Annotated in this window: 25 protein-coding genes, 1 pseudogene and 1 riboswitch; of the genes and pseudogenes, 11 read left to right on the top strand and 15 right to left on the bottom strand. The window is 69.4% G+C overall.

The annotated features are described in order from the left end of the window. Window positions 1–67 precede the first annotated feature (67 nt). Window positions 68–910: a hypothetical protein gene (locus QAA18_RS03135; RefSeq protein WP_279410934.1), complete on the bottom strand. Its 843-nt coding sequence runs from the start codon at window positions 908–910 to the stop codon at window positions 68–70. Window positions 911–1,026: 116 nt separating this feature from the next. Beyond that, entirely contained in the window at window positions 1,027–1,941 is a 915-nt protein-coding gene (locus QAA18_RS03130; protein WP_279410933.1) for an Hsp33 family molecular chaperone HslO, read from the bottom strand. Between the two features lie 57 nt (window positions 1,942–1,998). On the opposite strand from QAA18_RS03130, the gene mtgA reads away from it, so the two are divergent. The 3 genes from mtgA to QAA18_RS03115 are packed head-to-tail and all read left to right on the top strand — an operon-like array spanning window position 1,999 to window position 4,144. Then, complete coding sequence (mtgA, locus tag QAA18_RS03125; protein WP_279410932.1) at window positions 1,999–2,727, top strand: monofunctional biosynthetic peptidoglycan transglycosylase; 729 nt, start codon at window positions 1,999–2,001, stop codon at window positions 2,725–2,727. 9 nt (window positions 2,728–2,736) lie between these two features. Beyond that, complete coding sequence (locus QAA18_RS03120) at window positions 2,737–3,756, top strand: glycosyltransferase family 2 protein (RefSeq protein WP_279410930.1); 1,020 nt, start codon at window positions 2,737–2,739, stop codon at window positions 3,754–3,756. Beyond that, a complete protein-coding gene (locus tag QAA18_RS03115) occupies window positions 3,716–4,144 on the top strand; it encodes a CBS domain-containing protein (RefSeq protein ID WP_279410929.1) in 429 nt (142 codons plus the stop codon). The genes QAA18_RS03120 and QAA18_RS03115 overlap by 41 nt, the downstream gene beginning before the upstream one ends. 58 nt (window positions 4,145–4,202) lie before the next feature. On the opposite strand, the gene QAA18_RS03110 is transcribed toward QAA18_RS03115, so the two are convergent. From QAA18_RS03110 to QAA18_RS03100, 3 genes are read right to left on the bottom strand one after another with little or no spacing between them, the layout of a single operon-like run. Continuing rightward, window positions 4,203–6,167, bottom strand: a complete 1,965-nt coding sequence (locus QAA18_RS03110) for an AsmA family protein (protein ID WP_279410927.1) — start codon at window positions 6,165–6,167, stop codon at window positions 4,203–4,205. Between the two features lie 35 nt (window positions 6,168–6,202). Further along, window positions 6,203–7,810: a peptide chain release factor 3 gene (locus tag QAA18_RS03105; RefSeq protein WP_279410926.1), complete on the bottom strand. Its 1,608-nt coding sequence runs from the start codon at window positions 7,808–7,810 to the stop codon at window positions 6,203–6,205. Then, a complete protein-coding gene (locus QAA18_RS03100) occupies window positions 7,810–8,964 on the bottom strand; it encodes a phytase (protein WP_279410925.1) in 1,155 nt (384 codons plus the stop codon). Before QAA18_RS03100 ends, QAA18_RS03105 begins: the two co-directional genes overlap by 1 nt. 105 nt (window positions 8,965–9,069) lie before the next feature. After that, window positions 9,070–9,212: riboswitch (SAM riboswitch) on the top strand. Between the two features lie 89 nt (window positions 9,213–9,301). On the opposite strand from QAA18_RS03100, the gene QAA18_RS03095 reads away from it, so the two are divergent. The 3 genes and pseudogenes from QAA18_RS03095 to QAA18_RS03085 all read left to right on the top strand — a co-directional run. Continuing rightward, the gene (locus QAA18_RS03095) at window positions 9,302–10,315 is read left to right on the top strand and encodes a homoserine O-succinyltransferase (RefSeq protein ID WP_279410924.1); all 1,014 of its coding nucleotides are present in this window, start codon (window positions 9,302–9,304) and stop codon (window positions 10,313–10,315) included. Next, the gene (gene metB / locus QAA18_RS03090) at window positions 10,312–11,511 is read left to right on the top strand and encodes a cystathionine gamma-synthase (RefSeq protein WP_279410922.1); all 1,200 of its coding nucleotides are present in this window, start codon (window positions 10,312–10,314) and stop codon (window positions 11,509–11,511) included. Before QAA18_RS03095 ends, metB begins: the two co-directional genes overlap by 4 nt. After that, window positions 11,508–12,488 (top strand): annotated as a pseudogene (locus tag QAA18_RS03085) (homoserine dehydrogenase); the annotation flags it as partial. The gene metB and the pseudogene QAA18_RS03085, both read left to right, overlap by 4 nt. A 17-nt stretch (window positions 12,489–12,505) precedes the next feature. Here the strand turns inward: QAA18_RS03085 and QAA18_RS03080 are convergent. Both QAA18_RS03080 and QAA18_RS03075 read right to left on the bottom strand, forming a co-directional pair. After that, window positions 12,506–14,758 carry an EAL domain-containing protein gene (locus QAA18_RS03080; protein ID WP_279410919.1) on the bottom strand — a complete coding sequence of 751 codons (2,253 nt, stop codon included), beginning with the start codon at window positions 14,756–14,758 and terminating at the stop codon, window positions 12,506–12,508. 38 nt (window positions 14,759–14,796) lie between these two features. Continuing rightward, window positions 14,797–16,173, bottom strand: a complete 1,377-nt coding sequence (locus tag QAA18_RS03075) for an L-serine ammonia-lyase (protein WP_279410918.1) — start codon at window positions 16,171–16,173, stop codon at window positions 14,797–14,799. A gap of 17 nt (window positions 16,174–16,190) precedes the next feature. Here QAA18_RS03075 and QAA18_RS03070 point away from each other — a divergent pair, with 17 nt between their 5' ends. Continuing rightward, window positions 16,191–16,448, top strand: a complete 258-nt coding sequence (locus tag QAA18_RS03070; protein ID WP_279410916.1) for a glutaredoxin family protein — start codon at window positions 16,191–16,193, stop codon at window positions 16,446–16,448. A gap of 31 nt (window positions 16,449–16,479) precedes the next feature. On the opposite strand, the gene QAA18_RS03065 is transcribed toward QAA18_RS03070, so the two are convergent. The 3 genes from QAA18_RS03065 to QAA18_RS03055 are packed head-to-tail and all read right to left on the bottom strand — an operon-like array spanning window position 16,480 to window position 18,280. After that, entirely contained in the window at window positions 16,480–17,049 is a 570-nt protein-coding gene (locus tag QAA18_RS03065; RefSeq protein WP_279410914.1) for a YceI family protein, read from the bottom strand. A gap of 8 nt (window positions 17,050–17,057) precedes the next feature. Next, window positions 17,058–17,639 carry a cytochrome b gene (locus QAA18_RS03060; protein WP_279410957.1) on the bottom strand — a complete coding sequence of 194 codons (582 nt, stop codon included), beginning with the start codon at window positions 17,637–17,639 and terminating at the stop codon, window positions 17,058–17,060. Window positions 17,640–17,647: 8 nt separating this feature from the next. Beyond that, window positions 17,648–18,280 (bottom strand): YceI family protein, encoded by a 633-nt coding sequence (locus QAA18_RS03055; RefSeq protein ID WP_343226734.1) that lies wholly within the window; start codon window positions 18,278–18,280, stop codon window positions 17,648–17,650. A gap of 87 nt (window positions 18,281–18,367) precedes the next feature. Between QAA18_RS03055 and QAA18_RS03050 the strand changes: the two genes are divergently transcribed. Then, on the top strand, window positions 18,368–19,171 hold the full coding sequence (locus QAA18_RS03050; protein ID WP_279410912.1) for a HAMP domain-containing sensor histidine kinase: 804 nt from the start codon (window positions 18,368–18,370) through the stop codon (window positions 19,169–19,171). On the opposite strand, the gene QAA18_RS03045 is transcribed toward QAA18_RS03050, so the two are convergent. Next, window positions 19,140–20,210: a proline iminopeptidase-family hydrolase gene (locus QAA18_RS03045; protein WP_279410910.1), complete on the bottom strand. Its 1,071-nt coding sequence runs from the start codon at window positions 20,208–20,210 to the stop codon at window positions 19,140–19,142. The genes QAA18_RS03050 and QAA18_RS03045 overlap by 32 nt on opposite strands. Window positions 20,211–20,262: 52 nt before the next feature. On the opposite strand from QAA18_RS03045, the gene QAA18_RS03040 reads away from it, so the two are divergent. Genes QAA18_RS03040 through QAA18_RS03030 form a run of 3 tightly spaced genes read left to right on the top strand, consistent with a single transcriptional unit; the run spans window position 20,263 to window position 22,874 of the window. After that, entirely contained in the window at window positions 20,263–21,126 is an 864-nt protein-coding gene (locus tag QAA18_RS03040) for a right-handed parallel beta-helix repeat-containing protein (protein WP_279410909.1), read from the top strand. Continuing rightward, the gene (locus QAA18_RS03035; RefSeq protein ID WP_279410907.1) at window positions 21,123–21,983 is read left to right on the top strand and encodes a right-handed parallel beta-helix repeat-containing protein; all 861 of its coding nucleotides are present in this window, start codon (window positions 21,123–21,125) and stop codon (window positions 21,981–21,983) included. Before QAA18_RS03040 ends, QAA18_RS03035 begins: the two co-directional genes overlap by 4 nt. Before the next feature lie 21 nt (window positions 21,984–22,004). Next, window positions 22,005–22,874, top strand: coding sequence for a right-handed parallel beta-helix repeat-containing protein (locus QAA18_RS03030; RefSeq protein ID WP_279410905.1), 870 nt, complete (start codon window positions 22,005–22,007; stop codon window positions 22,872–22,874). Between the two features lie 9 nt (window positions 22,875–22,883). On the opposite strand, the gene hemE is transcribed toward QAA18_RS03030, so the two are convergent. The 4 genes from hemE to QAA18_RS03010 are packed head-to-tail and all read right to left on the bottom strand — an operon-like array spanning window position 22,884 to window position 25,879. Continuing rightward, window positions 22,884–23,984, bottom strand: coding sequence for a uroporphyrinogen decarboxylase (gene hemE / locus QAA18_RS03025; protein WP_279410904.1), 1,101 nt, complete (start codon window positions 23,982–23,984; stop codon window positions 22,884–22,886). Further along, complete coding sequence (locus QAA18_RS03020; RefSeq protein WP_279410903.1) at window positions 23,984–24,238, bottom strand: WGR domain-containing protein; 255 nt, start codon at window positions 24,236–24,238, stop codon at window positions 23,984–23,986. Before QAA18_RS03020 ends, hemE begins: the two co-directional genes overlap by 1 nt. Before the next feature lie 7 nt (window positions 24,239–24,245). Then, window positions 24,246–25,340, bottom strand: coding sequence for a 3-dehydroquinate synthase (aroB, locus tag QAA18_RS03015; RefSeq protein ID WP_279410901.1), 1,095 nt, complete (start codon window positions 25,338–25,340; stop codon window positions 24,246–24,248). After that, entirely contained in the window at window positions 25,337–25,879 is a 543-nt protein-coding gene (locus QAA18_RS03010; protein WP_279410900.1) for a shikimate kinase, read from the bottom strand. Before QAA18_RS03010 ends, aroB begins: the two co-directional genes overlap by 4 nt. Window positions 25,880–25,886 lie beyond the last annotated feature (7 nt).

Genomic DNA, 25,886 nt, shown 5'->3' with positions numbered 1-25,886 from the left:
GGCGCGACTGCCCCGCGCAATCCTACGCAGGCAGTATAGGCGCCCGATGGCGCCGGCCTGCAATGGGCTAGAGGTCCTGCTCGTACCGGACGTAGGGCACGGTGCCGCCGTCGCCGTCGGCCTCGTCGCCGGGCAGGAACGGATTCTTTCCGCGGGTCACGACGTTGTCCGCGCCGACGGTGAGCTGGCCGCTCCACGGGGTGCGCCAGGTCAGGCCCAGGCCCAGTCCGCCGAAGGCCGGCTGGCCCGGGGTATCGACCACGTGGCCGACGATGCTGGCACCGAACGCGCCGTAGCCGCCGCCGACGGTCAGGGACTTGCTGCTCCAGCGACGGGCGAGGGCAGGCGCGGCCTCGGAGGCCGGCACCAGGCGCGCCTTGGCGACGGTGCCCGCGATCGAGACGAAGCCCTCATCGAGGATGTTCTTCTGCGCGAACACGGTGAGGTCGTTGACCTCGACCTGGCTGCGCAGGCCGGGCGTCCGCCACGGCGAAATGCTGTCCTGGCCGCTGCCGGCGGTGACGCCGACGCGTCCGCTGCGGTTGGCGAAAGCGGCAGAGGCGCTGGTGCGGTTACCGCCGATGCGGTCGCCGAGCGCGGCCAGCAGGCAATTGTTGGGCAGGCTGCCCAGGGCGCGGGCCTTGCCTGCATTGCCGCTGCACAGCAGGGCCAGCGAGTCGCCGGCTTCGAGCCCGTAGGTGGCGTCGAGCGAGTTGTTGCCGAAGCGCCAGCGGTTGTCGACCTGCGGGGCCTGGGCGGGCTCCAGCACGAGGTAGGCTTCGAGCTTGCCGCTGGCGTTGTTCCACACCGGCAACCAGGTGCTGTCCTGGCGCTGCTGCGCCACTGCGGGCACGGCGCAACCCAGGACGAGCAGCGCAGCGAGCAGCAATCGTGGCAAGTGAGCGGTCATGCCGGTTGTGACCCCCGCCCCGCGGGCGAGTTCCCGCCGGGATTGGATTTCAATCTACCGGATTTATGTTTCTTTAACAATCAACGGAACGTGAACGCCGGCCCGTTTCGGCCCTTTCATTGGAGCCCGGCAGGGCCCTCTCCGGTTGCGACCGGCAAATCCGTGAACAGGGTCTCTATTTCGGCCGGGCTGAACGCGTACCGCTGCCCGCAGAACTCGCAGCGAACCTGGGCGGTGCCGCCGGCGGCGGCCACGGCGGCGTCCGCCTCCTCGCGCCCCAGCGACTGCAGCATGGCCTCCACCCGCTCGCGCGAGCAGGAGCAGCCGAAGCGCAACGGGCGCTCGCCCAGGAGTTCGACGCCGTCCTCGTGGAAGAGGCGCTGGAGCAGGGTCCCGGCGGGCCAGGCCAGCAACTCGGCCGGCGACAGGGTCTCGAACAGGGCGCCGGCGCGATTCCAGCCATCGTCGTCGCCGGCATCGCCGGGCAGCTTCTGCAGCATCAGGCCGGCGGCGGCGGAGGCGTCGGCGGCGAGCAGCAGCCGGGTCGGCAACTGCTCGGACTGGCGGAAATAGTCCTCGAACGCGCCCGCCAGGGACTCGGACTCCAGCGCCACCAGCCCCTGGTAGCGGACGGGCTCGCGATCGGGACCCACCGACGGGTTCTCGATGGTGATCGCCAGCAGCGCGTCCCGCCCCAGGGCGCGCAGATCGCGCGGCAGCGGTGCATCGCCCTCGGCTTGGGCAATGCCACGTACGGTGCCGGCCGCGGTGCATTCGGCGAACAGGGTGCGCAGCGGGCCGTTGCCGCGCAGCTGCACGGACAGCCGCCCGTCCACCTTGGCATGGCCGGTGAACAACGCCGCGGCGGCGCTGGCCTCGCCCAGCAGTTCGACGACCGCCTCCGGCAGGTCGCTGCCGCGCTCGCGGACCTGCGCCCAAGTGTCGTCCAGGTGCACGCGCACCCCGCGGACGCCCGCGGCGGGCAGCAGGAAGCGGGTGAGGGTGTCGCGGTCGCGTGGCGTGGCGGGCATGGCGGGAATACCGATAATGGTGGTGGTGCAACCCTTACAGATGGGGACCGCAGGGCGATGACGCAAGCGCACAGACGCAGGATCTTCTCCCGGCCGCGCAAACGCTGGCGGCGCCTGTTGTGGCTGGTACCGTTGCTGTGCATCGCCTTCACCGTGTTCCAGGTCGCGGTGTTGCGCTTCGTGGACCCGCCGTTCTCGGCCTTCATGGCCGCCCGCCAGTTCGAAGCATGGGGCGCAGGCGACTGGGCCTATCGCACCGCCTACGACTGGCGCGACCTGGACGCGATGGCGCCGCACGTGCCGCTGGCCCTGGTGGCCGCCGAGGACCAGCGGTTCCCGGAGCACCACGGCTTCGACATCGACGCGATCGAGCAGGCGCGGCGCAACAATGCGCGCGGGCGCAAGGTGCGCGGTGGCAGCACCATTACCCAGCAGGTGGCCAAGAACCTGTTCCTGTGGAGCGGCCGCAGCTGGGTGCGCAAGGGCATCGAGGCCTGGTACGCGCTGCTGATCGAGGCGTTGTGGCCGAAGGAGCGGATCCTGGAGGTGTACGCGAACATCGCCGAGTTCGGGGACGGCGTGTACGGGGTCCAGGCCGCTGCGCGTACCTTCTTCGGCCGCGACGCCGATGCCCTGACGGTGACGCAGAGCGCGCGCCTGGCCGCGGTGCTCCCCAGCCCCCGGCGCTACAACGCCCGCAACCCCGGTCCGTACGTCCAGCGGCGCACCCGCAACATCGAGCGGCAGATGCGCCAGCTCGGCGGTCCGGGCTATCTCGACCGGTAGAATCTATCCATGGATCGCCCCGCCCGCCTGACCGTCGTCGTCGCCGCCTTCAACGAGGCGCAATCGCTGCCGTTGCTGCACCCGCGCATCGCGGCGGTACTCGACGACCTGGCCGGCGACGGCATCGACGGGCGCGTGCTGTACGTCGACGACGGCAGCCGCGACGCGACCTGGGAGGTGATGCGCGGCATCGCCGCGACCGATCCGCGCGTATCGCTGCTGCGCCTGTCGCGCAACTTCGGCAAGGAGGCGGCGCTTACCGCAGGCCTCGACCTGGTCGATGACGGCGCGGCGATGATCCTCGACGCCGACGGGCAGGATCCGCCGGAGCTGATCCCGCAGTTCGTCGCACGATGGCGGGAAGGCCACGACGACGTCCACGGCACGCGGACCGGGCGGGCAGGCGAAAGCGCGCTCAAGCGCGGCACCGCGCACATGTTCTACCGGGTGATCGGGCGCCTGTCGCACACGCCCATTCCGCGCGATACCGGCGACTTCCGCCTGCTTTCGCCGCGCGCCCTGGCAGCGCTGCGGCAGTTGCGCGAGCGCCATCGCTTCATGAAAGGCCTGTTCGGCTGGATCGGTTTCGAGCAGGTCGCCATTGCCTACCAGCGCGATCCGCGCCTGGCCGGACGCAGCAAGTTCAACCTGTGGCGGCTCTGGAACTTCGCCCTCGAAGGCATCACCAGTTTCTCCACGGCGCCGCTACGGCTGGCCACCTACCTTGGCGTGGCGACGGCGTTGCTGGCTTTCCTGTATGCGGCCTGGATCGTGGTCAAGGCGCTGGCCTGGGGCGATCCGGTCGCCGGCTGGCCGACGATGATGGCGGTGATCCTGTTGCTGGGCGGCGTGCAGCTGGTGGCGCTGGGGCTGATCGGCGAATACCTGGGCCGGCTGTACATGGAATCCAAGCAGCGGCCGCTGTATCTGGTCCGGGCATGGCAGCCGGGGGTATGCTCGCCCCAGTCCCCTGGCGAAGGAGATGGCGATGCGCACGGTACGGCAGTTGCTGGAGGCCAAGGCGCCTGAAGTCTTCGCGATCGGGCCGGACGACCCGGTCATCGACGCGATCCGGCTGATGGCGGAAAAGCGCATCGGCGCGCTGCTGGTGATGCAGGCCGGCAAGCTCGCCGGCATCGTGTCCGAGCGCGACTACGCGCGCAAGATCGTGCTCCAGGGGCGCTCCTCGCGCGACACCCCGGTGCGCGAGATCATGACCGCCGAGGTCGTCGCGGTCGGCCTGGACGAAACCACCGACCGCTGCATGCAGCTGGTCACCGACCGGCGCATCCGCCACCTGCCGGTGGTCGAAGGCGACAGCGTGCTCGGCGTGGTCTCCATCGGCGACCTGGTCAAGGCGGTGATCGAGGACCAGCAACTGGAACTGGACCAGCTGCAGCGCTACATCGTCGGCTGACAAAAAGGGGACGGAGGTAATTAAGCGCGCGCGCTTAATTACCTCCGTCCCCTTTTTGTTACTTCGCGTACTTGCCGCCGCATTCGATGTCTTCGCCCGGGCCCAGTTCGAGCGTGGCCAGCAGCGCCGCCGGCGGCGCGATGTTGCCGAGCACCAGGGCGATCGCACTGCGCAGGCCGACGCGCGCCATGTCCGGGTGGAAGCTCGGGTCCTTGAACGTGCCCTCGACGATCAGCGGCGAGCGCAGCACCAGCAGGCTGCGGTCCTTCGGGCGCGGGCGCAGCCGGAGGTCCAGGGTTTCGTCCTTCAGGCTGATGGTGCCTTCGCCGACGATCATGGTGTCGGTGGTGTCGAAGGCGAGGGCCTTGGCGGTCATCAGCCCGTCCTGCACCTCGAAGTCGCCGAACGCGCAACGGATCGGGATCTTGCGGTCGCCCTGGATGAGGAACTTCAGCGCTTCGGCGATATCCAGGCCAGCCAGCTCCATCACCAGGTTGCTGACCTGGCCCCGGCCCATGCCGACCACCGCCGTACCGTCGCTGCTACCGAGCATCGCCGCCACCGAGTTGCCCGTGCCGGCAAGGACGATGTCGCCGCCGAGCTTGCCGATGGCATCCTGCGCCAGCTCCACGTCGGGCAGCATCGGGCCGATGTCGAGGTTGCGCGCGTCGATGTCCGCGCGGGTGCGGATCGGCGATTCGCGCGCGTCCATGCGTATGTTCGAGCGGATGTCGCCGCCGGCCACGCCGAAGTTGAGCGGATCCAGGCGCAGCAACCCGGCTTCGAGCAGCAGGTGCGCGTCCATGTCGTCCAGCGGCAGCTTCGGCGCTTCGATCCGGTGCGCCTTCCAGCGCACGTCGGCATCCATGGCGCGCAGTTTCTCCAGGTTGTAGGGCGTGTCCGGCAGCAGCTTGCCGCTGGCTTCGCGCTGCGCCGCCAGCGCCGCGAGCTCGGGATTGGTGCTTTCGCCGTCGCCGGTGTCCGGCGCACCGCCGACGAAGCCGGCGAGGTCGTCGAAGTCGAGCTTGCGCGAGACCAGGTTGGCCCGCAGGTAGGGGCGGGCGCCGCCCGTGGTGACGCTGGCGTCGCCGCCCAGGTCGCTGTCGCCCACCCTGCCGGTGAAGTCGTCGTAGTGCCAGGTGGTCTGTTTGCCTTCAATGTCGCGTGTCAGCCTGCCGTCGAGTTCGTACGGCGGCGACGGCGGCAACGCCACGCCCAGCAGGGGATACAGGTCGTCGAGGTCCTTGCCCGACAGCGCCAGCTTGAGGTCGAAATCGGTGAGGCGCAGCGGGTCGAGCAGGGTGCCGCGTGCATGCGCGCGGGTGGCGCCGGCTTGCGCGTGGGCGTCGATGCGGTACGGGCTTTGCGGATCCTGCAGGTCGAGCGGCGATTCGGCCGTGCCGCGCAGGGTGAACGGATTTCCCTTCCAGTGGCCGTCGCCCTTCACCGCGATCGGCGGCGCGGTCTGGTCCTTGGCCTGGGCGAGGCTGTCGACGGCGACGTCGATGTCGGTCTTCGCGGCCGGGTCGAGGAACACCAGGCGGCCGTCGTCGACCCAGAGGCGACGGAACTGCACCTTCCAGCCGCTGTCGCCTTCGTCGTCGCCGGAAAGGAAGCTCCAGTTGTTGCCTTGCTTCGCCGTCTTCTCCAGGCGCAGCTCCGGCTTGGCCAGGTGGATGTCGGGCACGATGAGCTTGCGCTGCAGCAGCGGCCACACGCGCACGCCGAACTCGATCCGGTCGGTGCTGGCCATGTCCTTCTCATCGGACCAGTCCGCGTTGCCGAAGCGCACGCGCTCGGCGCTGATGCGGGTGACGCGGCCGAGGTCGACGTCGAGGTTGCCGCCGATGTCCAGGCTGCGTCCGGTGCGCGCCTGTACCTGGCGTTCGATGGGTCCCTTGAGCCAGTTCCAGTCCCACAGGGCGACCAGCACGGCAAGCGCGAGCAGCAACACCGCCAGCGCGGTGAGCCAGGGGTGCCGGCGCACGGTGCCGGCAATGTTGGTTCGCTGGGGCGCAGGCATGGCGGCAGCATCCGCCAGGCGCCGTGAAGCGCAGGTCAGCCGTCCGTGGTGGCCGCGTGCGCGGTCTCGCGGGTGGCCAGGAACTGCACCGCGGGCGCTCGCTCCTGGGCCAGCTGCAGGTTGACCCGGGTCGGCGCGAGGTAGACCAGTTCCCCGGCGGCATCGATGCCCAGGTGCTGCGCGTTCTTCTCGCGGAATTCCTCGAGCTTCTTCGCGTCGTCGCAACGGATCCAGCGGGCGGTGGCCACCTGCACGGGCTCGAACACCGCCTCCACGCCGTACTCGTCCTTGAGGCGGTACGCAGCGACGTCGAACTGCAGCGTGCCCACCGCGCCCAGGATCAGGTCGTTGGACATCAGCGGGCGGAAGAACTGGGTCGCGCCTTCCTCGCTGAGCTGCGCCAGGCCTTTTTGCAACTGCTTGAGCTTGAGCGGATCGCGCAGCCGCGCGCGGCGGAACAGCTCCGGCGCGAAGTTGGGAATGCCGGTGAACGACAGCGCCTCGCCCTCGGTGAAGCTGTCGCCGATCGAGATCGTGCCGTGGTTGTGGATGCCGATCACGTCGCCGGCGAACGCGCTCTCGGCGATCTCGCGGTCGCTGGCCATGAAGGTCAGCGCATTGGCCAGCTTCACTTCCTTGCCGGTGCGCACGTGGAACGCCTTCATGCCGGCCCTGAACTCGCCCGAGCACACGCGCATGAACGCCACCCGGTCGCGGTGCTGCGGGTCCATGTTGGCCTGGATCTTGAACACGAAACCGGTCAGCTTCGGCTCCGTCGGCGCGACTTCGCGCGTGGTCGTCTCGCGCGGGCGCGGCGCCGGGGCGTGTTCGACGAAGAAGTCGAGCAGCGGCTGCACGCCGAAATTGTTCACCGCCGAGCCGAAGAACACCGGCGTCTGTTCGCCGCGCAGGTAGGCGTCGAGGTCGAACGGGTGCGAGGCGCCCTGCACCAGCTCCAGTTCGTCGCGCAGCTCGGACAGCATCTGCGCGCCGATGCGCTCCTCCAGCCGCGGGTCGTCGATCGTCGGGAAGATGGTCGAGTCCTGGCGGGTGAAGTTGCGGCCCTGTTCGTACAGGTGCACCTCGCCGCTGACCAGGTGGACCACGCCCTTGAGCCGCTTGCCCATACCGATGGGCCAGGTGACCGGCGCGCACTGGATGCCGAGCACCGATTCCACTTCGTCCAGCAGCTCGATCGGCTCGCGCCCCTCTCGGTCGAGCTTGTTGATGAAGGTCATGATCGGCGTGTCGCGCAGCCGGCACACCTCCATCAGCTTGATCGTGCGTTCCTCGACGCCCTTGGCCACGTCGATCACCATCAGGGCGCTGTCCACCGCGGTGAGCACGCGGTAGGTGTCCTCGCCGAAGTCGGCGTGGCCGGGGGTGTCGAGCAGGTTGACGATGCGCCCGGCATAGGGGAACTGCATCACCGAGGACGTCACCGAGATGCCGCGTTCCTTCTCCAGCGCCATCCAGTCGGAAGTCGCGCTGCGGGTGGTCTTGCGCGACTTGACCGAGCCGGCGAGCTGGATCGCGCCGCCGAACAGCAGCAGCTTCTCGGTGAGCGTGGTCTTGCCCGCGTCAGGATGCGAGATGATGGCGAACGTGCGGCGCAGGGCCGCTTCGCTGGGAATGCCTGCCATTACTGCACGCAGTCGCTGGAGAGGCCGAGTCCGGCCACCACGTCGCGCAGGTCGAAGGCGGTCACGGAAATGTCGTTGCTCACGGCATACACGGCGCCGCCCGGGAAGCGCGCGCTGGCGGTGGCATCGAGCGCGACGCCGTCGGTGAACGCCGTCGTCCTGCCCTGGAAGCTGCCGCGCGGCTCCAGCGTGAGCCGGTCGAACAGGTGGAAGATGGTCAGCGGCGCAAGCTGGTCCACCGCGATCCAGTAGCCGCCGCCGTCCGGGCAGTTCCACAGCACCACGCCTTCGGCTTCGGCGGCGAAGCTGCCCTGCGGCATGCTGCGGCCGGTCGGTTCGCCGTCGAGGGTGTACTCGCGCAGCGTGGACCCGCGGTGGCCGTCGTCGTCCGAGCGCGACTCGTCGGCGATCATCAGGCGGTTGCCCGCGGGGTCGCCGGCCAGCGACTCGACCATGCGCAGCGCGGTTGCCGGGGCGGTGTCGCCGAATGCGCCGGTGTAGTGCACGCGCAGGCGGCCGTCCTGGTCGGTCTGCACGCGGAAGCGGCGCACGCGCTGGTCCAGTTCCTCGTAGGGCGGCACCACGTCGTAGCGCGCGCCGTACATGAAACTGTCGGTGACGTAGGCCTGCAGTTCGCCGGGCTCGGTCTCGTTGAGCCAGATGCCGTAGGGGCTGCGCAGGACGTCCTCGCCGAAGGTGCCCACCGGCTCGAAGCCGGGCAGCGACAGCACCTGGACGCGGTGGTTGTCGCGTTCGACCACGTACAGGCGGTCGGCGAACACGGCCAGGCCGTTGGGTCGCAGGAACTGTCCCGGGCCCTGGCCCCTGCCGCCGACGGTGCGCAACAGCGCCCCGGTCGCGGCGTCGTGCACGACCAGGCGGTGGGTCGACTTGGCGCTGGCGATCAGCCAGGTGTCGCCGTTCTCGCTGGTCCAGGTGGCGAGCGAGTCGAGTTCCTCGCTGGGCATCGGCTCGGAAATCCACGCTTCGGCGATTTCCAGCGGGGCATGCGGGGATGGCAGCGCGGTGGGCGCCTGTTCGGCGGCGGCCTCGGCGGCAACGGCGGCGGTCGCCTGGGGCGAAGGGGCAGGCGTGCTGGCGCACGCAGCCAGCAGCAGGGCGGCGCAGGCGCCGGCTAGGGGTCGGATCGGCATGCGCGAATTATGCCGATTCACGGCTCCCGCCGCTTCCCCCCAAAATCTATCGCTTCATGCGCATAAAGCGATTGACAATGCCGGGAAGCGCTGGCAGGCTAGTTCCATCCATCGAGACCGGCCGAGGGACAGGCCCGACGACGCCGGGGCAACCTGATGGAGCACGCCAGCCATGGCCAGGCCATGTGGCGGGTTCCTTCGCGGTGCCAAATCCTGCGGGGACCTGTCGGTCCACCGGAAGATGGTTGCGATCCGCCCGGTCTCCCCCCGGGGCGGTGGCTGCAACTTCCGGCACTGCCCCGCGCGACTCGATGGCCCTTCCACGACAGGAACCGCCATGAGCCTCGCCATCGCAGCCGGTTGCGAACCCTTCATCACCTCCGCCCCCGACTCCGTCGGCGACGCGCGCCGCGGCGCGCTCGCCTGCACGCTGGACCTCCGCCATGCCGGCCGCCGCCAGGTGCAGCTGCGCTACGAACTGGCAGGCGAGCCCGGGCTTCCGGTCGTCCTGGTCGCAGGCGGCATCTCCGCAGATCGCCATGTCGTGGCCACCGAAACGTTCCCGCAGCCCGGCTGGTGGGACGCGCAGTGCGATGCGGGCCGGACGCTGGATCCCGCGCGCCGCCGCATCCTGGCGATCGACTGGCTGGGCAGCGACGGGCTGCTCGATGTACCGATCGACCCGGCCGACCAGGCCGACGCGATCGTGGCGGTGCTCGACGCGCTGGGCATCGAGACGCTCGATGCCTTCGTCGGCTGTTCCTACGGCGCGATGGTCGGGCTGCAGTTCGCGGCCCTGCATGCGCCGCGGCTGCGTCGCCTGGTCGCGATCAGCGGCACCCATCGCGCCCATCCCTATGCCAGCGCCTGTCGCGCGCTGCAGCGTCGCGCGGTCGCCCTAGGGGCCTTGCAGTGCGACGAGCGCGACGGCCTGGCCCTGGCGCGGCAGCTGGCGATCCTGGGCTATCGCACGCCGCAGGAATTCGACGCGCGCTTCGGAGGCGCCCAGGTCGTGGGCGGGCGCGTGCGCACCGATGCCGAGGACTACCTCGACCACTGCGCGGCCGCCTACATCGCGCGCACGCCGCCGACCGCTTTCCTGCGCCTGTCCGAGTCCATCGACCTGCAGGCGCTGGAACCCGAGTCGATCCGCGTGCCGGTGACGGTCGTCGCGGTGGCCGAGGACCGGCTGGTGCCGGTGGACGACGCCTACGCCCTGTTCGAGCGCCTGGTGGCGGCCAACGGCCAGCGCCGCCCGCAACTGCGGGTGCTGCGCTCGCTGTATGGACACGACGCGTTCCTCAAGGAAACCGCGGCGATCGACAACGTGCTGCGCGAGGCGCTGGCATGAGCGCCGCGATCCAGGGCGGCCCGCGCGCGCAGACCCTGGCGGTGCGCGCGGGCATCGATCGCGACGAAGCCTTCGGCGCGGTGACGCCGCCGCTGGTGCTGTCGAGCAACTTCAGCTTCGCCGGTTTCGATTGCAAGCGACGCTACGACTACACCCGCAGCGGCAATCCCACCCGCGACCTGCTTGCCGACGCGCTGGCGTCGCTCGAGGGCGGCGCCGGGGCGGTGGTCACCGCCAGCGGCATGGCCGCGGTGAACCTGGTGCTCAACGCGCTGCTGCAACCCGGAGACCGCATCGTGGTGCCGCACGACGGCTACGGCGGGAGCTGGCGCCTGTTCGACGCGCTGGCGCGCAAGGGCCATTTCGAACTGGTGGTCGCCGACCTCACCGATCCGCGCGCACTGGCCGAGGCCCTGCGCGAACCTCCGGCGCTGGTGTGGATCGAGACACCGTCCAATCCGCTGCTGCGCATCACCGACCTGCGCTTCGTGATCGATGCCGCGCACCGCGCCGGTGCGCTGGCGGTGGTCGACAACACCTTCCTCTCGCCGGCACTGCAGCACCCCATCGCGTTCGGCGCCGACCTGGTAGTGCATTCCACCACCAAGTACATCAACGGCCACAGCGACGTAGTCGGCGGCGCGGTGATCGCGCGCGAGGCGGCCGTGCACGAGAAGCTGGCGTGGTGGGCCAATGCGCTGGGCATCACCGGCGCGCCGTTCGACAGTTTCCTGGCACTGCGCGGCCTGCGCACGCTGGACGCGCGGCTGCGCGTGCACCAGGAGAACACCCTGGCCGTGCTCGGCCTGCTCGATGGACATCCCACGGTACGCGCCTTGCACTATCCCGGCCTGTCCACGCACCCGGGCCATGCCATCGCCGCGCGGCAGCAGCGCGGCTTCGGCGCCATGCTCGGCGTCGAGCTCGAGGGTGGCGTGGAGGCGGTGTGCGCTTTCCTCGACGGGCTGGAGTGTTTCACCCTGGCCGAGTCGCTGGGTGGCGTGGAAAGCCTGGTCGCGCATCCGGCCACGATGACCCACGCGGCGATGACGCCCGAGGTGCGGGCCAAGGCCGGGATCGGCGATGGCCTGCTGCGGCTGTCGGTCGGCATCGAGCACGCCGAGGACCTGGTCGCCGACATCGCCGCCGGGCTGGAGCGCGCTTCGCGCAGCATCGCCGCGAGCAGCGCGCGATGAGTGCGGGCGTGCGGATCGCCCTGCTGGGTACGGGCACCGTCGGCAGCGCCGTGCTGGCGCGGCTGGGGCACCTGCAGTCGCATGGACCGCACGAGCATGCATCGGCCCTGCACCTGGTCGCAGTGGCGAACACGCGATCGCTCCGGCTCCTGCCCGGCGCGCACCAGGCATGCATGGCCAATGACGGCAATGGCCACGCCGAAGCCGCGCTGCACGCACTCGGCACGCGTGGCGCGAGGATAGTGGTCGACGCCACTGCCAGCGACGCCATCGCAGCGCAGCATGCCGCCTGGCTGGCTGCGGGCATCCACGTGGTCACCGCCTGCAAGCTGGGGCAGGGGGCGTCGCTGTCGCGCTGGCATGCGATCCGCGCCGCGGCCACGGCCGGCGGTTGCCGCTACGGCGACAGCGCCACGGTCGGCGCCGGCTTGCCGGTGTTGCGCACGATTCGCGCATTGCAGGACGGCGGCGACCGCATCCATGGGGTTGCCGGCGTGCTCTCGGGATCCCTGGCCTGGCTGCTTTCGCGCTACGACGGCAGCGGCCCGTTCGAGGAACTGGTGGAACAGGCACGCGTGCTCGGCTACACCGAACCCGATCCGCGCATCGACCTGAGCGGCGAGGACGTGTGCCGCAAGCTTCTGATCCTGGCGCGTACCGCGGGAATCGCCCTGGAGGCCGACGCGGTGCAGGTGGAGCCGTTGCAGGTCGACGACGTGCAGCGCCTGCATGCGCGCGCATCCGCCGAAGGCCGCGTCCTGCGGCATGTGGCCCGCCTGCAACGCGACGGAGACGGCATCCATGCGCGGGTCGGGGTCGAGGCCCTGGACAGGGACGATCCGCTAGCCGGTGCCGGCAGCGACAACCGCATCGTGATCCGCTCCGACCGCTACCTCGAGCAGCCGCTGCTGGTGCAGGGGCCCGGGGCCGGTGCCGGCGTGACCGCGGCGGCCCTGCTGGACGACGTGATGGAGATCGCGCGCATGGCGCGTTCCTACGAGCCGGCGGCGGCCATCGCCGGATTGCGCACCAGCGCACCGAGGTACTCGTCCAGCGGCCGCGGGAGATCGATGGCGTAGCCCTGCGCGTAATCCACGCCCAGCGACTCCAGCGCCGCGCGTACCCGCGACGATTCGGCATGCTCGGCGATGGTGCGCTTGCGCAGCAGGTGGGCGATGCGGTTGATCGACGACACCACCTCGAACGACATGGCCGAGCTGCACATGTCCTGGACGAAGCTGCCGTCGATCTTGATGAAGTCGACGTCCAGCGAGCGCAGGTGGCCGAAGCTGCAGAAGCCGGTGCCGAAGTCGTCCAGGGCGAAGCGCATGCCCAACGCGCGCATGTCGTCGATCGCGCGCTGCGCCCGCGTGGGGTCGCGCATGGCGCTGGTCTCGGTGATCTCGAAGCACAGCTTGCTGGTGGGGAATCCGCTGTCCTGGACATAGCCGGCGACGAAATCGACGAATCCTTCGTCCAGCAGTGCACCGGCCGACAGGTTCATGGTGCACAGCGAGATGCGGTCGGCGATGCCCGGTTGCGCCTCGAGGTGGGCGATGGTCTTGCGCACGACCTCACGGTCGATCCGCACCGCCATGCGGAAGCGCTCGGCCGCGCCGATGAAGCTGTCAGGGCCGTGCGGCGGCCCGCCCTGGACATCGCGCATGCGCAGGAGCAGCTCGAAGCGCGCGCCGTCGTCGGCATCCTGGGCGGCGGCCAGCGGCACGATCGACTGCGCGTACAGCATGAAGCGGTCGTGGCGCAGGGCATCGCGGATGCGCACCGTCCAGCGCATGCCCGAGGACGGGTCGGCAAGCTCGTTGCCACCCAGCGAGGCGACACGGACCCGGTCGCCACCGGTTTCCTTTGCCGCGAAGCAGGCGGCGTCGGCCTGCGACAGCAACTCGGCGAATTCCGTCTGGCCGGGCTGCACCGGTACCAGGCCGATGCTGGCGGTGGCGGTGAACTCACCGCCGCGATAGTGGCCGCGCGCGACCTCGACCGCATGCAGCAGGTCGCGTGCCCGTTCCCGCGCAACGGGCGGCGGGGCGTTTCTCATCAGTACCATGAACTCGTCGGCGCCCAGGTGCGCGAGCAGGTCGCCTTTCTCGACGGCCGACGCCAGTGCCGCGGCGACTGCGACGATCACCGCATCGCCGGCGCGGTGCCCGGCGGTGTCGTTGACCAGCTTGAGGTTGTCCAGGTCCAGGTACGCCAGCGCCATCGGCTGGTTGCCGGGATCTTCCAGCGCCGCCTGCGCAGCCAGTTCGAATGCGGCGCGGTTTGGCAGGCCGCTGAGGGCATCCGTGGTGGCGCGGCGCTCGAGCCGGCGGTTGAGCCAGCGGTGCTCGTCGATCGAAAGGGCGAGCCCCTGCGGCAGCATCGCCAGCAGGCACAGGTAGCCGATCAGGATCGCGGTCTCCAGCACGCTCTGCGGCTGCGGGAATCCCGACACGGCCTGCGAGGCGAGCGCGGCGACGACGGCTACCGTCAGCAGTGCCGAGACCGAAGTGCGCAGCGGGGTGAAGCTCACCGCGCTCCACATCATCACCGCCAGCGGCAGCGCGGTCAGGCCGAGGGCAAACTGGGTGCTGGCGCGCATGCCCCAGGCCATCACCAGGAAACTGGCGAGCAGCGCCAGGTTCCACAGCGTGCGCTCGCCGATCAGCTGCGGGCGCCCGCCACGCAGGTGCCCGCTCTGCCAGCGTGCCGCGCCGATCATCAGCGCCGGCGCCACGCTGGCAATGCCGAGGAAGTCGCCCAAAGCCCAAAGCACCTGCGCGCCGAACAGGCCACCGGGCGCCATCCCGTTGGACCAGAGGACATAGCCGCCCAGTCCGCCGCCGACGGCCGCCGCGACCAGCCCGGCAATCATCATCCATACCGCGTAGCCCACGGTTCCGGGCCGAAGCGGGGTTTCGCGCCGGGCCAGCCAGCCGCCCGCCGACAGGGCGAGGACATTGCTGGCGGCACTCATCGCCTGGAACAGGGGAGTATTGGGCGACCACAGCGCCTGGATCGCGAACGCGACGGGAACCCACCACACCCAGCGCACGCCGCCGATGACCACCACGGCGAATGCCAGCCCGGATGCGGGCCAGTACAGCGCCACGTCGGAGGGGCCGGTGAAATGGTCGCCATAGAGGCTGGCCACTGCGTAGGCCACGGCAAACCCCGCGCCCGCCAGCAGGCCACGGACCCGGCTGCCCGTATGCTCCATCCAGCTCTGGTCTGGCGACTTTTGCATGGACGGGGACCCCCATCCCCGGAGCCATCCTAGCGCGTTCAGCACTCGATGACGTTGACCGCGAGGCCCCCGCGCGAGGTTTCCTTGTACTTGTCCTGCATGTCGCGGCCGGTATCGCGCATGGTCTTGATGACCTTGTCCAGGCTGACCTTGTGCTTGCCGTCGCCGCGCAGGGCCATGCGCGAAGCATTGATGGCCTTGACCGAGCCCATCGCGTTGCGCTCGATGCACGGGATCTGCACCAGTCCCCCGATCGGGTCGCAGGTGAGGCCGAGATTGTGTTCCATGCCGATCTCGGCCGCGTTCTCGACCTGCGACATGGTGGCGCCCATCGCCGCGGCCAGGCCCCCGGCGGCCATCGAGCAGGCCACGCCCACCTCGCCCTGGCAGCCGACCTCGGCGCCGCTGATCGAGGCGTTTTCCTTGTACAGGATGCCGATCGCGGCTGCGGTCAGGAGGTAGTCGAAGATGCCCTGTTCGCTCGCACCAGGCACGAACTTCTCGTAGTAGTGGCCGACCGCGGGGATGATGCCCGCCGCGCCGTTCGTGGGCGCGGTCACCACGCGTCCGCCGGCGGCGTTCTCCTCGTTGACCGCGAGCGCGAACAGGTTGACCCAGTCCAGCGTGGTCAGCGGATCGGCATCGTCGGGGCGCGCGGACAGTTCGGCATGCAACAGGGGCGCGCGCCTGCTCACGTGCAGGCCACCGGGCAGCGTGCCGCTGGCACCGATGCCGCGCTGCACGCACGACCGCATGGCCACCCAGATCTCGCGCAGGCCCTCGCGGACCTGTTCCGGGCTGCGCCACGCCTGTTCGTTCTCGAACATCACCTGGGCGATGGTCAGGCCGTTGGCGGCGCATTGCGCCAGCAGTTCGGCACCATTGGAAAATGGATGCGGCAGTACGGTGGTGTCGGCGACGATGCGATCCTCGGCCGCCTCGTCCTGGTTGACGACGAAACCGCCGCCGACCGAGTAGTAATCGCGGGTGGCGATCACCGCGCCGGCGGTGTCCAGCGCGGTGAAGCGCATGCCGTTGGTATGGAACGGCAGCTTCTGCCGCTTGTGCATGAGCAGGTCGGTCTTCTCGTCGAACGCGACCTCGTGGCGCCCGGAGAGCCGGATCCGGCGCTGGCCGCGGATGCGTTCGAGCGCGGGCGGAATCACGTCCGGGTCGATCTCGTTGGGCCAATGGCCTTCCAGCCCCATCAGCACCGCCTTGTCGGTGCCGTGGCCGCGGCCGGTCAGCGCGAGGGACCCGTAGACCTCGGCGCGGATGCGGGCGGTGCGTTCCAGCTCGCCGGCCTCCACCAGCCACTTCTCCACGAAGCGGGCGGCCGCGCGCATCGGCCCCACGGTATGCGAGGAGCTCGGCCCGATGCCGATCTTGAACAGGTCGAAGGTGCTGACGGCCATGCGGCTATTCTAGGCCGATGCCCAGCCCGGAATTCCTGCTGTTCCAGCGCGACGACTGCCACTTGTGCGACCTGGCCCTGGAGGTCCTGGCCGACGCCGGCGTCCCTGATTTCGACAGCGTGTTCGTCGATGGCGACGCGCAGCTGGAAAAGCAGTACGGGACGAGGGTGCCGGTGTGGCGCGACTGCGTCGGCGGCCGGGAGCTGGATTGGCCGTTCGGCGTCGAGGAATTGCGGGCGTTCATGGGTGGGGAGCCGGTAGCGGGTAACCGGTAGCCGGAGGGCGCGGTTGCTTTCCGGCTCCCGGCTACCGATTCCCGGCTACCGGTGCGAAAAACACCCGGGTGCTCACGGCGATCTCGTTGGGAATCAGGTCCGTATCGGCCCAGTCCCCGGCGCCGACGCCGAAATCCAGGCGCCGCACCGTGGCCCTGCCGGCCAGCAGCGGCTTCGGGCCGGGTGTCCAGGTGAAAGTAAGCGTGACCGGCTTTTCCACGCCGTGCAGCGACAGCATCCCGTCGGCGGCATAGCTGCCGTCGTCGAGCTTGCGGAATCCGCTGGCGGTGTAGCGCGCCTGCGGGAACGCCACCACCGAGAGGAAGGCTTCGCCGCGCATCTCGCTGTCGTAGTCGGGATTGGCCGTGGTGGCGCCGGCCATCGGGATGGTCACGTCCAGCCGCGCCGATGCCGGGTCGGCCGGATCGAAGCTGAGCCTGGTGTCGAAGCCGGGCAGGCGGCCTGAGAAGGCTTCGCCCTGGTACATGCCGCCGAAAGCCAGCGTCGAGCCCGGCGCCTGCACGTAGTCGGCGGCCAGGGCGGGCGCGGCGGCCAGGGCAAGCGCCAGTGCGGACAGGGAAGCGATGGTGCGATCGTTCATGGGGGACCTCATGGGGAAGGGGCGGACGGATCGACCGGCGGGCGACGCCGGCCTGGCAGCATCCGCACCAGGGTGGCGTCCTGCTGGAACAGGTGGTGCCAGACCGCGGCCGCGGCGTGCGCCAGCACCAGCACGACCAGTGCCCAGAACATCCATTCGTGCCAGGTCTCGGCCAGTTCCTCGAGCGCTTCGCTGCGCGCGGAGATCTGCGGCACGCGGAACAGGCCGAACCAGCGCAACGGAAAACCGGAGGCGGAATTGATCACCCAGCCGCTGACCGGAATGGCCAGCAACAGCAGGTACAGCGCGCCATGGGTGGCCGTGGCGATGCGGTGTTGCCATGCAGGCGTGCCCGGCTCGGGTTCGGGGGCGCCCGCGTACAGGCGCCACGCGCCGCGCAACAGCATCAACGCCAGCACCAGCAGGCCGAGCGATTTGTGCAGCGAGTATGTCTCGACCTTGCGCGGCGTATTGGGCAGGTCGGTCATGGTCAGCCCGAGCCAAGCCATCCACAACACCAAGGCCAGGATCAGCCAGTGCAGCGCCTGGCTGACCGCGCCCCAGCGGTCGCGCGAGTTCTTCAGTTGGATGCCTGCGCTCATTGGGCGCCCTTCGGAGTCGGAAAACGGTCCAGCATGTCGTCGTCACGGTGCGCCTCGACCTCGATCCGCAACTCGACGACGTCGCCGACCATCGACAGCCAGTCGTCGATGCCGAATTCGGTCCGGAACAGCACCGTGGTGGCGGAAACGCCGAGCGTGCGCCGGAACGGCGGCAGCGGCTGGCGCTTGAGCTGGTTGAAAGTGGCTTGCAGGCACAGCGGACGAGCGGTGCCGTGCAGGGTCAGCGTGCCGCATACGGCGGCGTGGGTGGCATCGACCGGTTCCACCGAGTCGGAGACGAAACGCGCCACCGGGAACCGCTGCGCGTCGAGCATGCGCCTGGCCGCCTGGTTCCAGGCGTCGTCGCCGAGATCCAGCTTCTGCAGTGGCACCTGGATGTCGACGCGGGTGGCGCGCCAGTCGGCGGGATCGAAGGCGATGGCACCGGTGCTTCCGGAGACCGTGCCGAGCGCGGCGGAAAAACCCGCGTGGTCGACGGTGAAGGCGACCCGCGTATGCACCGGGTCCAGGCGGTAGCCCTGCGCCTGCGCCAGGGCAGCCGCCGGCCACAGCAATCCGGCGAGGACCGCGGGCAGCAGGCGCTTCCATTTGTGCGTGCGCAAGGGCATGCGGGGATTCTAGGCGGCCGCGGCGTCGCGTGCGCGTTCACGGTAGCACCGCTTGCGGGACACAGCGTTGCATGGCGTGATGCCGGCATGTCGCCGATCGCATGGATGCTGCCGGGATTGCTGGTGCCGATGTGCGCGTACTGGGCCGTAACCGCATGGCGCGAGCGCGAGCGCCGCCGCGAGGTCGAGCGGGCCTCCATGGACCGCAGCCAGTTCCTCGCCGACCTCGGCCACGAGGTGCGCACGCCGATCACCGGCGTGATGGGCATGAGCGAACTGCTGCTCGACGGGCCGCTGGATCCGTGCCAGCGGCGTCGCGCCGAGGCGATCCGCCAGGCCGGCGCCCACCTGTTGCGGCTGCTCGACGATGCGCTCGACATCGCCCGGCTGGAGGCGGGTCGCCTGCCGCTGGATCCCCGGCCGTTCGAGGTGCGCGCCCTGGTGGCCGGTGTTTGCGCGCTGCAGGCGCCATTGGCACGGCGGCGCGGCTTGCGCTTCGTGGAGTCGGTCGAGGACGGCGTACCCGGGCGCGTGCTCGGCGATGCGCTGCGGATCCGGCAGGTGCTGTTCAACCTGCTCGGCAATGCGATCAAGTTCACCGAGCGCGGTGAAGTCGGCCTGCGCGTGTACGTCCAGCCGACCACGCCCGGGGTGCTGTGCCTGGCGGTGCACGACACCGGACCCGGATTGCGCCGGGTGCAGCGCGCGCGCGTCTTCGGCCGCTACGAACAGGGAGACGGAGCCCGTACCACGGCCCGCCACGGAGGCAGCGGACTCGGCTTGGCCATCTGCACGGAACTGGCCGCGGCGATGGGCGGGCGCATCGACGTGCACAGCGCGCCCGGCCGCGGCACCCGGTTCACCGTGGCGTTGCCGTTGCCTCCGGCTTGATGGCGCGGCCGGCATCGACGTCGCGCAGGAAGTCGATCAGGCCTTCCATGTAGACCGCCTGGTCGTCGTACATCGCCAGGTGGCTGCCGTTGGGGCAATGCAGGTAGCGGCCGTTGGGCAGGCGGTCGGCCATCATGCGCTTGAACGCCGGGTCCATCGTGTCGTACTGCGCGCCGATCACCAGTGTCGGCACGGTGATGCGGGAGAGGTCGTCGGTGCGGTCCCAGTCGACCAGGATGCCGCTGGCGCCGAGTTCGCTCGGGCCCTGCATCGGCACGTACACCTCGGGATTGATGTGGGCGAAGCTGCGCACCACCGGCTCGGGCCACTGTTCCGACGGCATGCGCAGGATGTGGCGCTCGTAGTGGGGCTGCAGCAGCTTTTCGTAGCTGGGATCGGTGTACTGCTTCGCCGCTTCCAGGCGCTTGATCTCGGCCAGGTCGGCCGGATCCATCTCCTTCATCAGCACTTCCTCGGCATAGCGGTTGTAGGCCGGGATGCTGGAGACCATGTTCGAGACCACCAGGCCCTTGAGGTGCTGCTGGTACTTGAGCGCGTACTCGATCGCCAGCAGGCCGCCCCAGGAGTTGCCCAGCAGGTAGAAGTTGCCGTTGTCCAGGCCCAACGCCTGGCGGACCTGCTCGACTTCCTCGACGTAATGCTCGATGGACAGGAACGGCGTCATGTCGTCGGGCTGGTCGCTGTAGGCCGAGCCGAGCTGGTCGTAGTAGTAGTACTCCACGCCGGCGCCGGGCAGGAAGCTGTCGAAGCCCTCGAAATATTCGTGGGTGGCGCCGGGGCCGCCGTGCAGCAACAGCACCTTGATCGTCGGGTTGTTGCCGACGCGCTTGGTCCACACCCGGAACTCGCCCTGCGGCGTGGTGATCGGGATCATGCGCACGCCGCCGGACAGGACGTCCTGGCGGCCGGTGTTGTCGAAGTAACCGTTCGCGGGCGCCTGCTGCGCGAATGCCGGAATTGCGAAGGCGAACGAAAGGAAAAATCCGGTTGACCAGCAACGGACACGGGATGCTCGCATTTTGGATGGCCTCGGCGGTATAGTGAACGCGGGGAACAACGGAAGATCACAGATGCTACGGACATTCGCTCCAGTCGTCCTGTGGGCGCTGGCACTGGCTGCGCCTGCGCAGGCGGCCGAACCGGCTCCCGACTGCACAGGCTACATCGAACGCGCACCGGCGAAGATCGACCAGCCCGGAACCTGGTGCCTGGCCAACGACATCAGCTACATGGGGAACCTGGGCTCGGCCATCCTGGTCGAGGCCGATGACGCCACGGTGGACTGCACGCAGCACAAGATCATCGGCAATGGCGGCGGCCACGTGACCAGCCATGGCGTGCACCTGTCGGCGCGGCGCGGCGTGACGGTGAAGAATTGCTACATCACCGGCTTCCAGTACGGCGTCATCGCCATCGGCGATGGCGGGCGAGGCAACGTCATCGAAGACAATCGCGTCGTCGGCAACCACTTCGTCGGAATCTACGCCGCCGGGGACCATTCCATCGTGCAGCGCAACGAAGTATCGGACACGGGTGGTGCCACGTTCTCGCCGCTGGCCCTGGGCATCATGACCAAGGGATCGGTGGACATCATCGACAACACGGTCGCAGGCGTCGTCGGCGGCGGCGAAGGCAATGGCAGCGCCTTCGGCATCGATACCTCTTTGAACGATGGAGGGGTGATCTCCGGCAACCGGGTCCGCGAAATTGTTCCGGGCGGCTCTGGTTCGGCCTACGGGATATACAACGCGTCCCCGGGCTGGGTCGTCGTGCGCGAGAACGACGTTGCGGGCCCCCATGCGGGGCCGGGCATCGGCTTGCGCTGCGCGGATTCCAAAGGCCTGGTGCAAGGCAATGCGGTGGGGGGCTTTGCGACCCCCAGCGTCGGATGCCGGGACGCGGGCGACAACAGCTACCTGGCGCCGAGCCCATGAGGGCGGTGTTCCGGCTGCTGGCGGCCATCGTCCTGTTGGCCGGTGCCGCAATGCCGGCCTTGGCGGCCGACGGTGGAGATGGCTGCGACCACTACATCACCGCGTTGCCGATCGAGGTCTCGTCGCCTGGCACCTGGTGCCTGGCGTCGGACCTGGCCAGCGATCCTGCCGACAAGGACAGCATCTGGGGCGTATGGGTCCGTGCAGATGACGTGACCATCGACTGCCGGGGACACCTGATGGACGGCACCGGGACGCAATACCCGGGCCGGTCCGCTGTCTTGTCGATGGGTGGCGACGGCCAGCACGATCGCACCGTGGTCAGGAATTGCCGGCTCCGCGGCTACACCGAGGGCGTCTCCCTCGAGGGCAACGGCCATCGCGTCGAGGGCTTGCTTGCCACGGATATCCTGATCACCGGCATCGCGATATTTGGCAATCGCGCTGTCGTCCGGGGGAATCGCATCATCGAAACAGGCGGCCAGGGGATCGCCGTATGGGGCAGCGGCGACGTCCTCGACAATGTGATCCGCGGTTTCGTCAACTACAAGCACAGTGATGCGGCAGAGGGAATCGTGATGCAGTCCTCGACGAGCGGCACCGTCAAGGGCAACCGGATCGTCCTGGCGCAAAGCGGCGTCGAACCGCCACGGGTTGGCTCGGGGATCAAGCTCAACAGTGCCGCGGATGTCGTCGTCCGCGACAACGTCATCATCTCCACGGAGCCTGGCCGAAGCCTCGACTGCAACTACTATGTCGGTAGTTCCGCCAACCACGTGATCGACAATGTCGGAATCGGCGTGGCGCCGGTCCCGGACAACTGCGGGTCTGCAATCAATAATCGGATTTATCCGTAAGAACGCGGGAGCGATACAGCGATGAACGGCATCTCACGGGTGGTTGCGGTCGCTCTCCTGGCCGTGCTGGCGCTTCCGGCGCAGGCGGACGGTACCGACGGTTGCACTGCGTACATCGACGCGGCACCGGCAGTGGCGGACCAGCCGGGAACATGGTGCCTTGCCAATGACATCCGCACCACGGCCGATGAGTGGACCGCAGTCACGGTGGCCACCGACGATGTCACCATCGACTGCAGGGGCCATCTGATCGACGGTACCGCGAATCTCGCGGGCGGCTACGGTACTGCGATCCGTTATTCCGGTCCCGGGGGCGACTATGAAGGCGACAACATCACGGTGCGGAACTGCGTCATCCGTGGGTACCTGATCGGTATCGGGCTGTACGGAGGGAGCGGCCACCTGGTGGAAGACAACACAGTGTCGGGAAGCATTACCTCCGGCATCAACATGACGGCCGAGCGTTCGACCATTCGCCGAAACCGGGTGCTCGATCTCTACGCGCCGGATGTGCCCCAGACGACGCCGCAGGCGATTTCGGCGGACGGTTCGATCGACGTGCTCGACAATGTCGTCAGCGGTATTCGGACCAACGCATGGCCGCCGCTTTCGATCGGCATTCTCGTAGCCGGTCGAGGCACCGTTGCCCGCAACCGCATCGAAGGATTGCCGGACGTCGGCGACAGCTGGGGCGTCAGGGGCATCTGGGTAGACGCGACCTCGTTCGACCTGGTGCTGCGCGACAACGTCGTCGTCTCCAAGGGCGAGTTAGGTATCGTTTGCAGCACCAGCAGTGCCCGCGGCAACGTGATCGCCGTCGGCAATGTCGTCCAGGGCTTCCGGACCGCTATCGGCGGCTGCCCGATGGGGCACGGCAACGTCGCACCCTGAGCAGCCCCGTCATCGCGCGCTTTCCGTGTGGACGGCTTCGACAAGTTCGGCGACGTGTTCCGGATCCATGTCCGGCGACATGCCGTGGCCGAGGTTGAACACGTGGCCCTCGCGCGAGCCGCCGTTGCCGGCAGCATGGCTGTCCAGCACGCTACGCACCTGCGCGCGGATCGCCTGCGGTGAACCGTACAGCGTCGCGGGGTCGAGGTTGCCCTGCAGCGCGACCTTGCCGGCGGTGCGGCGGGCGGCTTCCTCGAGCGTGACGGTCCAGTCGACGCCCAGTCCCTCGCAGCCGCTGGCGGCCAGGTCCTCCAGGTAGGGCGCATTGCCCTTGCCGAACAGGATCAGCGGCGTGCGCTCCGCACCTTCGCCGCGCTGCAGTTCGCGCGCGATTCGGGTGAGGTAGGGCAGCGAGAACTCGCGGTACATCGCCGGCGACAGCACGCCGCCCCAGGTGTCGAACACCTGCAGCGCCTGCGCGCCGGCCGCTCGCTGCGCCGACAGGTAGGCGATCACAGCGTCGGTATTGACCGACAGCAGCGCATGCAGCGCCTTCGGGTCGTTCAGGGCCATCGCCTTGATCCGCCCGTACTCCTTGCTGCCGCCGCCCTCGACCATGTAGCAGGCCAGCGTCCACGGGCTGCCGGAGAAACCGATCAGCGGGACCCGACGTTCATCGGGCATGCCATCGAGCTCGCGGCGGATGGTGCGCACCGCGTCCATCACGTAGCGCAGCTCGGTTTCCATGTCGGGGACGCCGAGCCTCGCGATCGCGGCCGCGTCGCGCACCGGGCGCTCGAACTTCGGGCCTTCGCCGTCGGCGAAGTACAGGCCCAAGCCCATCGCGTCGGGAATGGTGAGGATGTCGGAGAACAGGATCGCCGCGTCCAGCGGGAAGCGGCGCAGCGGCTGCAGCGTCACCTCGCAGGCCAGCTCCGGGTTCTTGGCCAGGCCCAGGAAGCTGCCGGCCCGGGCGCGGGTGGCGCGATACTCCGGCAGGTAGCGTCCGGCCTGGCGCATCAGCCAGACCGGCGTGCGGTCGACGGGTTCGCGGCGCAGGGCACGCAGGAAGCGATCGTTCTTCAGGGGGGTGGTCAATCCGGACTCCATCACTTGGGGGCATCGACGCCCTGGGCGAACATCAACTGGAATCCTTTCTTCAGTTGCAGGTCGCGGGCACGTTCGAACGCGGCCATGGCGGCGGCCTGTTCGAGGAACTGCTCGCGGCGCACCGTGCTCCTGCCGCCGGACTGGCCGCTTTCGCGCACCAGCGTCCAGCCGCCGAGCAGGTCGCGCTCGAGCATGAGCTGGACGAAGCGGGGCGCTTCGCGGCCGTCGGGTCGTTGTTGCAGGAGCAGGCGCATGGGGCGCCTATTGTAGGACGTCCAGTACCGCCGATTCGGGGACTTCAGGGACGATCCGCGCGCTGCCCGGACCATCCCAGAGGATGAAACGCAAGCCGCCGGCTGCCGCTTTCTTGTCCAGGCGCATGCGTGCCAGCAGGGCGCCCGGGTCCAGGCCGGAGGGCAAGGTGGTGTCGAGGCCGAAAGCCTGCAGCAGCGAGGCCAGGCGCATTGCATGCCCGGCATCCGCCAGGCCGAGCGCGGTCGAGAGCCTGGCCGCCAGGACCATGCCGACGGCGACCGCTTCGCCATGGTTGAGGCCGCCTCCGCCACCGGCATAGCCCTGTTCGGCCTCGATGGCGTGGGCGAAAGTGTGGCCGAAGTTGAGCAGCGCCCGCTCGCCTTGTTCACGCGGGTCGCGGGCCACGATCGCGGCCTTGTGCGCGCAGCTGCGGGCGATGGCCGCGGCCAGTGCGTCGTCGTCGCGTTCGAGCAGCGCGGTGGCGTTGGCATCGAGCCAGTCCAGGAACGCCGCGTCCATGATCGCGCCGTACTTCACGACTTCGGCCATGCCGGCGCGCAACTCGCGGTCGGGCAGGGTCCGCAGGGTGGTGGTGTCGGCGAACACCGCGCGCGGCGGATGGAAGGCGCCGACCAGGTTCTTGCCCTGCGGCAGGTCCACCGCGGTCTTGCCGCCGACCGAGGAATCGACCATTGCCAGCAACGTGGTGGGCAGCTGCACGCAGTCGATGCCGCGCATCCAGCAGGCGGCGGCGAAGCCCGCGAGGTCGCCCACGACGCCGCCGCCGAGCGCGAACACGCAGGCGTCGCGGGTGGCGCCGAAGTCGGCAAGCGCGTGCATGAGCGCGGCGAAGGCGTCAATGGTCTTCGATGCCTCGCCGGGCGCGATGTTGCTCGTATGCACCCGTACGGGCGAGTGCGCCGCAAGCGCTTCGATGACCCGCGCGGCGTACAGCGGCGCGACGTTGCCGTCGCTGGCCAGCAGGACGTGGCGGCCACGCACGTGCGCGACGAGGGCGGCGCCGTCGTCGAGCAGGCCCGGACCGACATGGATGCGATAGGGCATGTCGCCGCCGACATCGATGCGGTGGATCGGAGTCATGCCGCGGTCTCCCCGTGTTTCCAGTGCAGCGGCAACAGCCGTTCCAGGGTCGCCACGACCTGGCCGGGTGGATCGTCGCCGGTTTCCAGCGTGAGGTCCGCAACTTCCGCGTACAACGGGTCGCGGAGGGCGGCCAGTCGACGCATGCGTTCCCCACGATCGGCGACCTGCAGCAGGGGACGGTCGTCCGTATCGGCGAGGCGCCGCAACTGTCCTTCGACGTCGACCTGCAGCCAGGCGACGAATCCGTGGCGTCGCATCAGCTCGCGGCTGCCCGCATCGAGGACCGCACCGCCGCCCGTGGCGATGAGCTGGTCACGGTTGGCCAGGGCGCCGGCCAGCGCCGAGCGCTCGAGTTCGCGGAACGCTGCTTCGCCCCGTGTCGCGAACAGCTCCGGAACGCTCTTGCCGGCCGCATCGGCGATGGTGGCGTCCAGGTCGATGAACGCGAGCCCGAGACGCCCGGCAAGGCGGCTGCCGACGACGGTCTTGCCCGCCCCCATGGGGCCGACGAGTACCAGGTTCGGGGCGGTCTTCATGGCGCGA

Origin of the sequence: Luteimonas sp. 8-5, from assembly GCF_029763755.1 — a bacterium.
GTDB lineage: Bacteria > Pseudomonadota > Gammaproteobacteria > Xanthomonadales > Xanthomonadaceae > Cognatiluteimonas.
Note: the sequence above shows the minus strand (reverse complement) of the source record. Positions and strands in the feature narration are given on the sequence as shown.

Excerpts from the sequence above, each read along its gene's own strand:
- QAA18_RS03115 (WP_279410929.1), top strand. The coding sequence starts at position 3,716 with ATGCGCACGGTACGGCAGTTGCTGGAGGCCAAGGCGCCTGAAGTCTTC.
- mtgA (WP_279410932.1), top strand. The coding sequence starts at position 1,999 with ATGACGCAAGCGCACAGACGCAGGATCTTCTCCCGGCCGCGCAAACGC.
- QAA18_RS03135 (WP_279410934.1), bottom strand. The coding sequence starts at position 910 with ATGACCGCTCACTTGCCACGATTGCTGCTCGCTGCGCTGCTCGTCCTG.
- QAA18_RS03110 (WP_279410927.1), bottom strand. The coding sequence starts at position 6,167 with ATGCCTGCGCCCCAGCGAACCAACATTGCCGGCACCGTGCGCCGGCAC.
- QAA18_RS03010 (WP_279410900.1), bottom strand. The coding sequence starts at position 25,879 with ATGAAGACCGCCCCGAACCTGGTACTCGTCGGCCCCATGGGGGCGGGC.
- QAA18_RS03095 (WP_279410924.1), top strand. The coding sequence starts at position 9,302 with ATGAGCCTCGCCATCGCAGCCGGTTGCGAACCCTTCATCACCTCCGCC.
- QAA18_RS03100 (WP_279410925.1), bottom strand. The coding sequence starts at position 8,964 with ATGCCGATCCGACCCCTAGCCGGCGCCTGCGCCGCCCTGCTGCTGGCT.
- aroB (WP_279410901.1), bottom strand. The coding sequence starts at position 25,340 with ATGACTCCGATCCACCGCATCGATGTCGGCGGCGACATGCCCTATCGC.
- QAA18_RS03055 (WP_343226734.1), bottom strand. The coding sequence starts at position 18,280 with ATGCCCTTGCGCACGCACAAATGGAAGCGCCTGCTGCCCGCGGTCCTC.
- QAA18_RS03035 (WP_279410907.1), top strand. The coding sequence starts at position 21,123 with ATGAGGGCGGTGTTCCGGCTGCTGGCGGCCATCGTCCTGTTGGCCGGT.
- QAA18_RS03030 (WP_279410905.1), top strand. The coding sequence starts at position 22,005 with ATGAACGGCATCTCACGGGTGGTTGCGGTCGCTCTCCTGGCCGTGCTG.
- QAA18_RS03080 (WP_279410919.1), bottom strand. The coding sequence starts at position 14,758 with ATGCAAAAGTCGCCAGACCAGAGCTGGATGGAGCATACGGGCAGCCGG.
- QAA18_RS03045 (WP_279410910.1), bottom strand. The coding sequence starts at position 20,210 with ATGCGAGCATCCCGTGTCCGTTGCTGGTCAACCGGATTTTTCCTTTCG.
- QAA18_RS03070 (WP_279410916.1), top strand. The coding sequence starts at position 16,191 with ATGCCCAGCCCGGAATTCCTGCTGTTCCAGCGCGACGACTGCCACTTG.
- QAA18_RS03050 (WP_279410912.1), top strand. The coding sequence starts at position 18,368 with ATGTCGCCGATCGCATGGATGCTGCCGGGATTGCTGGTGCCGATGTGC.
- hemE (WP_279410904.1), bottom strand. The coding sequence starts at position 23,984 with ATGGAGTCCGGATTGACCACCCCCCTGAAGAACGATCGCTTCCTGCGT.
- QAA18_RS03120 (WP_279410930.1), top strand. The coding sequence starts at position 2,737 with ATGGATCGCCCCGCCCGCCTGACCGTCGTCGTCGCCGCCTTCAACGAG.
- QAA18_RS03075 (WP_279410918.1), bottom strand. The coding sequence starts at position 16,173 with ATGGCCGTCAGCACCTTCGACCTGTTCAAGATCGGCATCGGGCCGAGC.
- QAA18_RS03065 (WP_279410914.1), bottom strand. The coding sequence starts at position 17,049 with ATGAACGATCGCACCATCGCTTCCCTGTCCGCACTGGCGCTTGCCCTG.
- metB (WP_279410922.1), top strand. The coding sequence starts at position 10,312 with ATGAGCGCCGCGATCCAGGGCGGCCCGCGCGCGCAGACCCTGGCGGTG.
- QAA18_RS03040 (WP_279410909.1), top strand. The coding sequence starts at position 20,263 with ATGCTACGGACATTCGCTCCAGTCGTCCTGTGGGCGCTGGCACTGGCT.
- QAA18_RS03105 (WP_279410926.1), bottom strand. The coding sequence starts at position 7,810 with ATGGCAGGCATTCCCAGCGAAGCGGCCCTGCGCCGCACGTTCGCCATC.
- QAA18_RS03130 (WP_279410933.1), bottom strand. The coding sequence starts at position 1,941 with ATGCCCGCCACGCCACGCGACCGCGACACCCTCACCCGCTTCCTGCTG.
- QAA18_RS03020 (WP_279410903.1), bottom strand. The coding sequence starts at position 24,238 with ATGCGCCTGCTCCTGCAACAACGACCCGACGGCCGCGAAGCGCCCCGC.